Below are 11,463 nucleotides of genomic sequence, written 5' to 3'. Positions count from 1 at the left end.
GCGCAGGCCCCCGGTGCCCCGGTGACGCTCGTGCCCGACGGCGCACCCGAGGCGGTCGCGCTCGCGACGAGCCGGGCGCTGTTCACGGCGGCCCCCGCGGTCGTCCTCGCTCCCGCGGACGACGCGCGCGCCGTCCTGCTCGCCGGGTCGGCGGCGGTCCGGCTCGGTGCCCCCGTGCTGCTCACGGGTGCCGGTGCGCCCGACGCCGACCTGACCGCGGAGCTCGAGCGCCTCGGCACCCGCGCGGCGCTGACGCTCGGGTCTTCGACCCTGCCGGAGGGCGCCGCGGTCGACGCCGTGGTCCCCGACGCCGCACCCGACGACGTCGACGTGCTGCCCGACGCGCTCGCGGCCGCCGCCGCCGCGGGCTTCGGCGACGTCCAGGTGGTCCCCGCAGGCCAGGAGGTCGGGGCCGTCCTGGGCCTCGCCGCCGAGCAGACCGCGGTGCTCGTCCCGGTGGCGCCCGCGGCGGCACCCGGCGATCCGGCGTCGACGCCGGCGCCGGCGCCCGACGGCGCGGCGGCCACGGACCCCGGGCCGACCGGGCGCCCGCGGTCGAGCGGCACGTCGTCGCCCACGGCACGCGCCTCGACGGGAGCGTCGACGGAGCTCCCGCGCGTCGAGCGGCGTGCCGCCCCGGCCGGTGCGCTCGTGCTGACCGACGGCTCACCCACGCACCTCGCGGCGCTCGCGACCGCGCGCGCCGCGGGCGTCCCGGTCACGGTGGTGCCCGGCGGTGACCCGCGCGCGACCGCCGCGAGCGTCGAGGCCCTCGCCGCGGCGGCCCCGCAGGCCGTGCTCGCGCTCGGCTCCGCGTTCGGGACCCCCGAGCTCCTCGCGCCCCGCGTCGCGTCGGCCGCGACGGGCGTGCAGCTGCCGGGCGGCGGCCAGCTCGTGTTCCCGGCGCTCCCCGGTCAGCCCGGCAAGCGGTACGTCGCGCTGTACGGGACCCCCGGTACCGGTGCGCTCGGCGTGCTCGGCGAGCAGGACGTCCCCGCGACGCTCGCGCGCGCCGACGCCCACGCCGCGCCCTACCGGACGCTGACGTCGGACACGGTCGTCCCGACGCTCGAGATCATCGCGACGATCGCGTCGAGCGGCGCCGAGGCGGACGGGAGCTATTCGCGCCGGCGTGCGGTCGAGGACCTGCGCCCGCTCGTCGACGCCGCCGGGGCCGCGGGGATGCTCGTGATCCTCGACCTGCAGCCCGGTCGCACCGACTTCGTCACGCAGGCCCAGGCCTACGCCGAGCTCCTGGCGCTGCCGCACGTCGGGCTCGCGCTCGACCCCGAGTGGCGCCTCGGCCCCGACCAGGTGCACCTGCGCCAGATCGGCTCGGTCGGCGTCGACGAGGTCAACGCCGTGATCGCGTGGCTCGCGGCGTTCACGCGCGAGCGCGCCCTGCCGCAGAAGATGCTCGTCCTGCACCAGTTCCAGCCGCGCATGATCACCGAGCGCGAGCGCCTCGACCTCGGCCACGACGAGCTCGCGCTGCTCGTGCACGTCGACGGCCAGGGCGGCCAGCCCGCGAAGGCCGGCACGTGGGCGCGCCTGCGCGAGGGCGCCCAGCCGCAGCTGCGGTGGGGGTGGAAGAACTTCTACGACGAGGACGTGCCCATGCTCGACCCGGTGCAGACGATGCAGGTCCAGCCGGTGCCGGACCTCGTCACGTACCAGTGAGCGCGGTCGACGAGGGGCGGCAGGCCGCGGTCGACGGGTCGCGCTCCCGGTCCCGCCCGTGCGAGATGTGACGTCCGCCGGCGGGCCCTAGGGTCGCTCGCATGACGCATGACATCCGCATCGGGGTCCAGCTCCAGCCGCAGCACGCCGACTACGCCCAGCTCCGCGACGCCGTGCGCGCTGCCGAGGACGCGGGCGTCGACATCATCTTCAACTGGGACCACTTCTTCCCGCTCTACGGCGACCCGGACGGCAAGCACTTCGAGTGCTGGACCATGCTCGGCGCGTGGGCCGAGCAGACGAGCCGCGTCGAGATCGGGGCGCTCGTGACCTGCAACTCCTACCGCAACCCCGAGCTGCTGGCGGACATGGCCCGCACGGTCGACCACATCTCGGGCGGGCGCCTGATCCTCGGGATCGGCGCGGGCTGGTTCGAGAAGGACTACGACGAGTTCGGCTACGAGTTCGGGACCGCGGGCTCGCGGATCGCGGACCTCGGCGAGGCGCTGCCGCGCATCAAGGCGCGGTGGGAGAGGTCCAACCCCGCGCCGACGCGCGAGATCCCGATCCTGATCGGTGGTGGCGGCGAGAAGAAGACGCTGCGGATCGTCGCGCAGCACGCCGACGCGTGGCACTCGTTCGGCGACGTCGAGACGCTGCGCCGCAAGAGCGCGATCCTCGACGAGCACGGCGAGGCCGTCGGGCGCGACGCGTCGCAGGTCGAGCGCTCGGTCGCCGTGCAGGCGCCTCCCGGCGAGGTGGCCGACGAGCTCGTCGCGGCCGGCGTGACGCTGTTCACGGTGAGTGCCGGGGGACCGGACTTCGACCTGTCGCTGACCCACGAGTGGGTCGCGTGGCGGGACGCGCGCCGCTGAGCCGGACGCACGGGGACCGGTCCGCCCGCCGGCCGGTCCCCGCACCCGCCGTCACCCGTGCCGCCGGGCGCACGGCCCGCGCCGCCGGGCACACGGCCGCGCGCCGTCCCCGGTTCCACCCGCAGGTCCACCCGGCGCCGCGCTCGATCGGTCCGGGCGCCCGACCTAGGCTCGACGCATGACCGGGCCGGACCCCGCGGCCCACGCGCCCGCGGACGACGCGCCGGTGCGCGAGGACCCCGCGCCCCGGCTGCCGGCCTGGCTGCGCCTCGGGGTGCCGGCGCTCCTCGTGCTGCTCGGGTCGCTGGTCTTCGGCGTCACGACGGCGACCGCCGACCTGAGCCTCGGGCCGCACGAGGCGCGCTACGACGTGACGACCGACGGGACGGTCACGCTCGACCTGGGCCCGCTCGGCACGCTCGAGATCGACTCGCCGGTGCCGCTCGGCGTGGGGGCGCGGGTCACGGTCCAGGAGATCCCGTCGGGGGTCACCGCGGTCGACCCCGCGACGACGCTCACGGCGCTCAGCAGCGACCTGCAGGGGTACCTGCAGTTCTTCGCGGGCCCGCAGGCGACGCTGCAGGACGCGGTGCGGGCGCTCGTGACGGACGCGCTGTGGCGCACGCTGGGGGCGCTCGCGGTGGTGACCGTGCTCGTCCTGCTCGGCCGCCTCCTGCTCGGTCGCGAGCGCCGCGACGAGCTCGCCGCCGCGCTCGCCCCGCAGGCGCGCCGGATCGTCGCGGGCGGCACGGTCGTGGCCGTCGGGCTCGGGGTGCTGACGGCGAGCACGGGCGGCGGCGCGCGCGAGTCGCAGCCCGTCGCCTCCGCGGTGTTCGCCGGCACCCCGCTCGAGGGGGCCCGGGTCACGGGCCGGCTCGGCGGGGTGATCGACACCTACGGCTCCTACGCGGTCGAGGCCTACCGCTCGAACACCGAGTTCTACGCGCGCGCCGAGGAGTCCCTCGACGAGGCGTGGGCCGAGCGCTCGGCGCGCATCGAGGCGGCGCACGCCGAGCAGGCGGCGTTCACGGTGCCGGACGGCGCCGCGTCGTCGAGCCCAACGCACACGGACGCCGCGGAGGCGGACCCGGTGCAGGCGGACCCTGCGCCGGGTGCGCCGGGTGCGCCGGGTGCGCCGGGTGCGCCGGAGAGCCCCGAGGCCCCGGAGGCGTCGACGAGCCCGTCCGCCACGCCGACCCGGACCGCGGACGCCCAGGAGGACGACGAGGCCACCGAGCCGGTCGTGCTCATCCTGGTCTCGGACCTGCACTGCAACGTCGGGATGGCTCCGGTGATCCGCGCGCTCGTCGAGCTCTCGGACGCCGACGTGCTGCTCGACGGCGGCGACACGACGATCGACGGGACCGCCGTCGAGCAGTACTGCGTCACGACGTTCGCGCGGGCCGCGGGCGGCGTGCCCGTCGTGGTGTCGCCCGGCAACCACGACTCGCGCGAGACCGAGGCGGCGTACCGCAAGGCCGGGGCGACGGTCCTCGGCGGCGAGGTCGTCGAGGTCGCCGGCGTGCGCATCCTCGGCGACCGCGACCCGCGCGAGACCCGGATCGGCGCCGGCACCTCGCGGTCGAGCGCCGAGTCGCCGAGCGAGGCCCGCGAGCGGCTGGCGGACGTCGCGTGCGAGGACGAGCGGGTCGACCTCCTGCTGATCCACACGCCGCCGATCGGGGACGCGGCGCTCGAGCGCGGCTGCGTGCCCGCGCAGCTCTCGGGCCACAAGCACGTGCGGTCCGGGCCCGAGCAGGTCGGGGCCGGGATCCGCTACGTGAGCGGCAGCACCGCGGGTGCGGCCCCGGGCCAGCCGACCGTGGGGCCGCTGCGGAGCACCGCCGAGCTGACCGTGCTGCGCTTCGACCCGGACGAGGCGCGCCTGCTCGACTACCAGCTCGTGCAGGTCGGGACGGACGCCGCGGTGTCGGTGGGGCCGCGGGTCGCGTGGCCGCGGGCGGCGCCGGTCTCGCCGCCCGACGAGCCGGTCGACGGGGCGGTCGGCGGGACAGCCGCGGACCCGACGTCCTGACCGCGGGGCCGGCGCGCCGGGGCCCGCCCGGGAGCCGCCGACCCGACGTCCTACCGACCCGACGTCCCGACGTCCCGACGACCTGACGTCCCGACGTCCCGACGGCAGGTGCGGCGCGAGCCCGGGCCTCGCACTCAGAGCGGCCGACCCCCATCGGTGCAGGTGCCACCCGTCCTCCGGGGTGGCAGGATGTTCGGCATGCCGAACTCTCGGTTTCGTACGACCCCGTTGCGCGGCGCCGCGCTGCTGGCGGGCGCCGCGGCGCTGGCCCTCGGCGGCTGCGCGGGCGGGGGTGCGGAGGGGCGCGCGGCGGCGGTGCCCGGCCCCGACGACGACCGCCCCGTCGTGCTCGCGACCTTCACGGTGCTGGCCGACATGGCGCGCGTGGTCGGTGGGGGGCACGTGCGCGTCGAGTCCGTCACCAAGGTCGGCGCCGAGATCCACGGGTACGAGCCGACTCCCGACGACCTGCGCCGCGCGCAGGACGCCGACCTCGTGCTCGACAACGGGCTCGGTCTCGAGGCGTGGTTCGACCGCTTCGTCGACCGCGTCGACGCGCCGCACGTCACGCTGACCGACGGCATCGCCACGCTGCCGATCGCGAGCGGCGCCGCCGAGGGGCACGCGAACCCCCACGCGTGGATGTCGCCCGACGCCGCCGCGACCTACGTCGCCAACATCGAGCGCGCCCTCACCGGCCTCGACCCGGCGCACGCCGCCGACTACCGCGCGAACGCCGCCGCCTACACCGAGCAGGTCACCGCGCTCGGAGAGCGCCTGCGCGACGAGCTCGCGGGGCTCGAGCCCGAGCGCCGCGCGCTCGTGACGTGCGAGGGTGCGTTCTCCTACCTCGCGCGCGACGCCGGGCTCGCCGAGGCGTCGCTGTGGCCCGTCAACGCCGAGCGGCAGGGCACGCCGCAGCAGGTCGCCCGCGCGATCGACCTCGTGCGCGACCGCGACGTCCCCGCCGTGTTCTGCGAGTCCACCGTGTCGCCGACCGCGCAGGAGCAGGTCGCGCGCGAGACCGGGGCGCGGCTCGGCGGCGTGCTCTACGTCGACTCCCTGTCGGAGCCCGACGGGCCCGTCCCGACCTACCTGGACCTGCTCGAGCACGACGTGCACGTGATCATCGAGGGCCTGACCGCCGAGGAGGCGCCATGACCGGCACGACCGGCACGACCGGCACCACGGGTGCGACGGGTGCTGCCCGGACGACCGGCACGGCCGGTGCGGCACCGGCGCGCGACGCGGCCGCTGCGGCGACGACCCCCGCGCTCGCGGTGCGGGGGCTGACCGTGCGCTACCGCGACGTGCTGGCCCTCGACGGCGTCGACCTCGTCGTCGAGGTGGGCCGGCTGACGGGGCTGGTCGGCACCAACGGCTCGGGCAAGTCGACGCTGCTCAAGGCCGTGATGGGCATCGTCCGCCCGGACGCCGGGACGGTCGAGGTGCTCGGCCACGACGGTGCGCAGGCGCGGCGCCGGGCGCTGCTCGGCTACGTCCCGCAGTCGGAGGACGTCGACTGGACGTTCCCCCTCTCGGTGCGCGACGTCGTCGCGCAGGGACGGTACGGGCGCCTCGGGCCGCTGCGCCGGCTGCGCGCGGGCGACCGGGAGGCCGTCGAGACCGCGCTCGAGCGCGTCGGGCTGAGCGCGCTCGCGGACCGGCAGATCGGCCGGCTCTCGGGCGGTCAGCGCAAGCGGGCCTTCGTCGCGCGCTGCCTCGCGCAGGAGGCCCAGGTCCTGCTGCTCGACGAGCCGTTCGCGGGGGTCGACGTGTCGTCGCAGGCGTCCGTGACGGCGCTGCTGCGCGAGCTCGTCGCCGACGGGGTGTCCGCGCTCGTCTCGACCCACGACCTCGCCGGGCTCCCGGCGCTCGCGGACGACGCGGTCCTGCTGCACCGGCGCGTGCTCGTGCGCGGCGCCCCCGACGTCGTCCTGCAGCCCGAGAACCTCGCCCTGGCCTTCGGAGGGCCCCGATGAGCGCCGTCGCCGTGCTCGACTGGCTCGCCGCGCCGTGGGGCTACGAGTTCATGCAGCGCGCGCTGCTCGTCACCGGGGTCGCCGCGGTCGTGTGCGCGCTCCTCTCGTGCTGGCTCGTGCTGATCGGGTGGTCGCTGCTCGGGGACGCCGTCGCGCACGCCGTGCTGCCGGGCGTCGTGCTCGCGTACCTCGTGGGGCTGCCGTTCGCGGTCGGGGCGCTCGTCTTCGGGGTCGGTGCGGTCGCGCTCATCGGGCTCGTCCGGGAGACGTCGGGGCTGCGGGAGGACACGTCGATCGGCGTGGTCTTCACGACGCTGTTCGCGCTCGGGATCGTGCTGGTCTCGACGACGCCGAGCCAGGTCGACCTGGGCCACATCCTGTTCGGCAACGTCCTCGGCGTCGCGGACGTCGACATCGTGCAGGTCGTCGGGCTCGGGGTGCTGACCTTCGCGGTCCTCGTGCTCAAGCGCCGCGACCTCACGCTCTACGCGTTCGACCGCACCCACGCGCACGCCGTCGGGATCTCCCCGCGCGTGCTCGGCGCGCTGCTGCTCGGGCTGCTCGCCGTCACGGTCGTCGTCGGGCTCCAGGCGGTCGGCGTCGTGCTGGTCGTCGCGATGCTGATCATCCCGGGGGCGACGGCGTACCTCCTGACCGAGCGCATGAGCCGCATGCTCGTGATCGCGCCGGTCCTCGCGGGCGCGTGCGCGGTCGTCGGGCTGTACGCGAGCTACTACCTCGACGCGTCGAGCGCGGGCATGGTCGTCGTCGCGCAGGGGATCGTGTTCACCGCGGTGTACGCGTTCGCGCCGCGCACGGGCCTGCTGCGGCGCTCGTCCCGCAGGTCACGGGACCGGGTGCCGGCGGAGGCGGCCGGGGCGGACCGCGAGCTCGTCGCCCCTAGGCTGGCGCCGTGAGTCCCGAGCCGAGCGCGCTGACGTCCGTCGCGCAGGACTACCTCAAGGTCATCTGGTCCGCGCAGGAGTGGTCCGACGCGCCGGTCACGACCAAGATGCTCGCCGAGCGGATCGGCGTAGGCCCCTCGACCGTCTCGGAGACCGTCCGCCGGCTCGGCGAGCAGGGGCTCGTGTCGCACGCGCGCTACGGCGCGGTCGAGCTCACCGAGGCGGGGAGCGCGCACGCGCTCGCGATGGTCCGCCGGCACCGGCTGCTCGAGACGTTCCTGGTCAACGAGCTCGGCTACGGCTGGGACGAGGTGCACGACGAGGCCGAGGTGCTCGAGCACGCGGTCTCGGACCTGCTCGTCGACCGGATCGACGCACGCCTGGGCTTCCCGACGCGGGACCCCCACGGCGACCCGATCCCGACGCGCGACGGCGCGGTGCCGGCCCCCGCCGCGCACGTGCTGTGGGGGCTCGACGCGGGGGACTGGGTCGTCGCGCGCATCTCCGACGCCGACCCCGAGCTGCTGCGCTACCTCGCGTCGGTCGGGCTCGTGCTCGACGCGCGGGTGCACGTCGTCGCGCTCCGGCCGGCTGCCGGCGTGGTCGCGGTCCGGGTGCGCGCGCCGCTCGGCGGGGAGCCGGGGGAGGGGCGCGCCGTCGAGCTCGGCGAGGCGGGCGCGGGCGCCATCTGGCTGGTCCCCGCGCACGCGGGGTAGCCTGGCCGTACATCACCGCAGTGGACGACGGAGTTGCGCTCGGCGAGATCGAATCGATTCGACACAGATCGGGCACCCGTCACCACGGGTTCCCGGCCGCCACCCGAGGAGCACCCGTGGACCCCCTGCTCGACACGGCGCCGCCCGGCTCCGCCGCCTCGCCGCCGTCCCCGGGCGCCCCCCGGGGCGCCGGTGCCGCCGCGGCCCCGCGCCCGCACCGCACCCGCCCGGCCCTCCTCGCCCTCGCGCTCGGCGGCTTCAGCATCGGCACCACCGAGTTCGCGACCATGGGCCTCCTGCCGCTCGTCGCGCGCGACCTCGGCGCGAGCATCCCCACCACCGGCTGGGTCATCACCGCGTACGCGCTCGGCGTCGTGATCGGCGCCCCGCTCCTGACCACCCTCGCGGCGCGCGTGGACCGCCGCACGCTCCTGCTCGGGCTCATGGCCGCGTTCACCGCCGCGAACGTGCTCGCCGCGTTCGCCCCGAGCCTCGGCTGGCTCGTCGTCGCCCGGTTCGTCGCGGGGCTCCCGCACGGGGCGTTCTTCGGGGTCGGCGCCGTCATGGGCACGCACGTCGCGGGCGCCGAGCGCCGCGGCCAGGCCGTCTCGATGATGATGGCCGGGCTGACGATCGCCAACGTGGTCGGCGTCCCCCTGTCCACGGTCGTCGGCCAGCAGCTCGGGTGGCGCCTCGCGTTCGGGCTCGTGGGCGTGCTCGGGCTCGTGACGCTCGGCGCGCTGCTGCGCTGGACGCCGGGGCTCCCCGTGAGCCACGGCACGAGCGTGCGCACCGAGCTCGCGGCGCTGCGCAACCGGACCCTGTGGATCGCGGCCGGCGCCGGCTCGATCGGCTTCGGCGGCATGTTCGCCGTCTACTCCTACGTCTCACCGCTGCTCACCGAGGTCACCGGTCTGCGGGAGGCCACGGTCCCGCTCGTCCTCGCGCTGTTCGGCGTCGGCATGACGGTGGGGACGCTCGTCGGCGGACGCCTCGCCGACCGGGCCGTGCTGCGCACCGTGCTCGTCGGCTTCGTGAGCACGGGCCTCGTGCTGTGCGCGCTCGGGCTCACCGGCCGCAGCCCCGTGCTCGCCGTCGCGTCGATCGTCGCGCTCGGCGTCGCGTCGCAGATCCTCGGAATCTCGCTGCAGACGCGGCTCATGGACGTCTCGCCGGCCGCGCCGTCGCTCGGCGCCGCGCTGTGCCACTCGGCGCTCAACCTCGGCAACGCGAGCGGGGCGTGGCTCGGCGGTCTGGTCATCGCCGGTGGGCTCGGCTACCTCGCGCCCGCGTGGGTCGGCGCCGGGCTCACACTCGTCGGGCTCGTCGTGGTCGTGACGGTCGGCCGCACGCCCGCGCCCGTCGTCACGCCCACGCCCGCCGGCACGCCCGCGCCCGTCGGCACGCCCGCGCCCGTCGGCACGCCCGCACCCGTGGTCACGCCCGCGCGCTGAGCCTCGACGGGCGTGCCGCCGGGACGGTCGTGGCGCGTGAGCGCACCCGTCGTCCCGGCGCCGACCGACGCGTCAGCGCCGGCGCGTGCCGAAGATCGACCGGGTGATCTCACGCCCGAGCTGCGTCCCGGCGGACCGCAGGAAGCTGTCGAGCGGGCTGCTGCTCGACCGCCGGGACGTGCCCGAGCGGCGCGACGACGTGCCGGACCCGCGGCGCAGGTCGCGCTCGATGCGCTCGAGCTCCTTCGCGCGGGCCGCGGCCTCGCGCCCGGCGGCCTCGGCGCGGTCGCGGGACTCCTCGGCCGCACGCTCCGCGGCCTCGGCGGCCTCCTGCTCGCGGGCGGTCGCCTCGGCCCGGCGCTGCAGCAGCTCGTACGCGGACTCGCGGTCGACCGCCTCCGCGTACCGGTCGTCGAGCGGAGAGCGCGAGACGGCGGCGGCGAGCACGTCCGCGGGCGCGGGGGCCATGAGCGACCGGGGCGCGCGCAGCCGGGTCCAGGCGACGGGCGCCGGGACGCCCTTCTCACCCAGCACGGTGACGACCGCCTCGCCGGTCCCGAGCGTCGTGAGGAGCTCCTCGAGGTCGTAGGGCGACGTCGGGAACGTCCGGGCCGCGGCCCGCAGGGCCTTCGCGTCGTCGGGGGTGTACGCGCGCAGGGCGTGCTGCACGCGGTTGCCGAGCTGCGCGAGCACGTCGGGCGGCACGTCCTTGGGGCTCTGGGTCACGAAGAACACGCCCACGCCCTTCGACCGGATGAGCCGGACCGTCTGGGTGACCTGCGTGAGGAAGTCGTCCGACGCGTCGGTGAACAGCAGGTGCGCCTCGTCGAAGAAGAACACGAGCCGCGGCTCGGCGACGTCGCCGACCTCGGGGAGCACCTGGAACAGCTCGGCGAGCAGCCACATGAGGAACGTCGAGAACAGCGCCGGGCGGTCCTGCACCGCGGGGAGCTCGAGCGCCGAGATCACGCCGCGGCCGTCGGGGGCGCGGCGCAGCAGGTCGCCCACGTCGAACGCGGGCTCCCCGAAGAACACGTCGGCGCCCTGCGCCTGCAGCCCGACGATCTCCCGGAGGATCACCCCGGCGGTCGCCGCCGACAGGCCGCCGATCCCGCGCAGCTCGGCCTTGCCCTCGTCGCCGACGAGGTACGCGAGCGAGGCCTGCAGGTCCTGGAGGTCGAGCAGCGCGAGGCCCTGCGTGTCGGCCCAGTGGAAGACCAGCCCGAGGCTCGACTCCTGCGTCGCGTTGAGCCCGAGCACCTTGCTCAGCAGGAGCGGCCCGAGGTCCGTCACGGTCGTGCGGACCGGCGTCCCCTGCCCGAGCCCGCCCAGCGTGAGCAGCTCCACCGGGTACGCGCGGGCGGCCCACTGCTGCCCGATGCTCGCGGTGCGCTCGAGGAGCTGCTCGCTCGACGCACCCGGCGCCGCGAGCCCGGACAGGTCGCCCTTCACGTCGGCGACGAACACCGGCACCCCGGCGTCGGAGAGGTGCTCGGCCATCACCTGGAGGGTCTTCGTCTTCCCGGTGCCCGTCGCGCCGGCGACGAGCCCGTGCCGGTTCATCATCGCGAGCGGCAGCCCGACGGGTGCGTCCGCGACGGCGACGCCGTCCTCGACGAGCGCACCGAGCGGGACGCTGCCGCCCGCGAACCGGTAGCCCGCCGCCACCTGGGCGGCCCACGGCGAGAGCGCCTCCCCGGTGTCGGCGGGAGCCGGCGGGGGAGCGGGCGGCGTCTCCGGTGCGGGCAGGGCGACCGTGCTCGCCGGCGCGGACGGTCCGGCCGCGGAGGCGCCGCGCGCTGAGCCGGCGTCCGCG

9 protein-coding genes are annotated in these 11,463 nt (G+C 76.6%); 8 read left to right on the top strand and 1 reads right to left on the bottom strand.

The genetic code is table 11. The features are described from left to right. From AB6N24_RS21315 to AB6N24_RS21280, 8 genes are all read left to right on the top strand, one after another. A partial coding sequence (locus AB6N24_RS21315) for a hypothetical protein (RefSeq protein WP_412871367.1) occupies positions 1 to 1,680 on the top strand: 1,680 nt, incomplete at its 5' end. A 101-nt stretch (positions 1,681 to 1,781) separates the two neighbouring features. Continuing rightward, on the top strand, positions 1,782 to 2,555 hold the full coding sequence (locus AB6N24_RS21310) for an LLM class F420-dependent oxidoreductase (protein WP_412871366.1): 774 nt from the start codon (positions 1,782 to 1,784) through the stop codon (positions 2,553 to 2,555). 178 nt (positions 2,556 to 2,733) lie between these two features. Beyond that, positions 2,734 to 4,590 (top strand): metallophosphoesterase family protein, encoded by a 1,857-nt coding sequence (locus tag AB6N24_RS21305; RefSeq protein WP_412871365.1) that lies wholly within the window; start codon positions 2,734 to 2,736, stop codon positions 4,588 to 4,590. 198 nt (positions 4,591 to 4,788) lie between these two features. Continuing rightward, positions 4,789 to 5,751: a metal ABC transporter substrate-binding protein gene (locus tag AB6N24_RS21300; RefSeq protein WP_412871364.1), complete on the top strand. Its 963-nt coding sequence runs from the start codon at positions 4,789 to 4,791 to the stop codon at positions 5,749 to 5,751. Further along, the gene (locus AB6N24_RS21295) at positions 5,748 to 6,572 is read left to right on the top strand and encodes a metal ABC transporter ATP-binding protein (RefSeq protein WP_412871363.1); all 825 of its coding nucleotides are present in this window, start codon (positions 5,748 to 5,750) and stop codon (positions 6,570 to 6,572) included. The genes AB6N24_RS21300 and AB6N24_RS21295 overlap by 4 nt, the downstream gene beginning before the upstream one ends. Beyond that, entirely contained in the window at positions 6,569 to 7,489 is a 921-nt protein-coding gene (locus AB6N24_RS21290; RefSeq protein WP_412871362.1) for a metal ABC transporter permease, read from the top strand. Before AB6N24_RS21295 ends, AB6N24_RS21290 begins: the two co-directional genes overlap by 4 nt. Next, positions 7,486 to 8,193, top strand: coding sequence for a metal-dependent transcriptional regulator (locus tag AB6N24_RS21285; protein ID WP_412871361.1), 708 nt, complete (start codon positions 7,486 to 7,488; stop codon positions 8,191 to 8,193). The genes AB6N24_RS21290 and AB6N24_RS21285 overlap by 4 nt, the downstream gene beginning before the upstream one ends. Positions 8,194 to 8,309: 116 nt before the next feature. Continuing rightward, complete coding sequence (locus tag AB6N24_RS21280) at positions 8,310 to 9,647, top strand: MFS transporter (protein ID WP_412871360.1); 1,338 nt, start codon at positions 8,310 to 8,312, stop codon at positions 9,645 to 9,647. 72 nt (positions 9,648 to 9,719) lie between these two features. On the opposite strand, the gene AB6N24_RS21275 is transcribed toward AB6N24_RS21280, so the two are convergent. Next, positions 9,720 to 11,463, bottom strand: a 1,744-nt coding sequence (locus AB6N24_RS21275; protein ID WP_412871359.1) for a helicase HerA-like domain-containing protein, incomplete at its 5' end; no start/stop codon positions are given.

The organism is Cellulomonas jepli, from assembly GCF_047229345.1.
GTDB lineage: Bacteria > Actinomycetota > Actinomycetes > Actinomycetales > Cellulomonadaceae > Cellulomonas_A.
The sequence above is the reverse complement of the archived record's forward strand: the minus strand, read 5'-3'. Positions and strand labels throughout refer to the sequence as shown.

What these genes read in the sequence shown, in the direction of transcription:
- AB6N24_RS21310 (WP_412871366.1), top strand. Translation starts at nt 1,782, where the DNA reads ATGACGCATGACATCCGCATCGGGGTCCAGCTCCAGCCGCAGCACGCC.
- AB6N24_RS21305 (WP_412871365.1), top strand. Translation starts at nt 2,734, where the DNA reads ATGACCGGGCCGGACCCCGCGGCCCACGCGCCCGCGGACGACGCGCCG.
- AB6N24_RS21300 (WP_412871364.1), top strand. Translation starts at nt 4,789, where the DNA reads ATGCCGAACTCTCGGTTTCGTACGACCCCGTTGCGCGGCGCCGCGCTG.
- AB6N24_RS21295 (WP_412871363.1), top strand. Translation starts at nt 5,748, where the DNA reads ATGACCGGCACGACCGGCACGACCGGCACCACGGGTGCGACGGGTGCT.
- AB6N24_RS21290 (WP_412871362.1), top strand. Translation starts at nt 6,569, where the DNA reads ATGAGCGCCGTCGCCGTGCTCGACTGGCTCGCCGCGCCGTGGGGCTAC.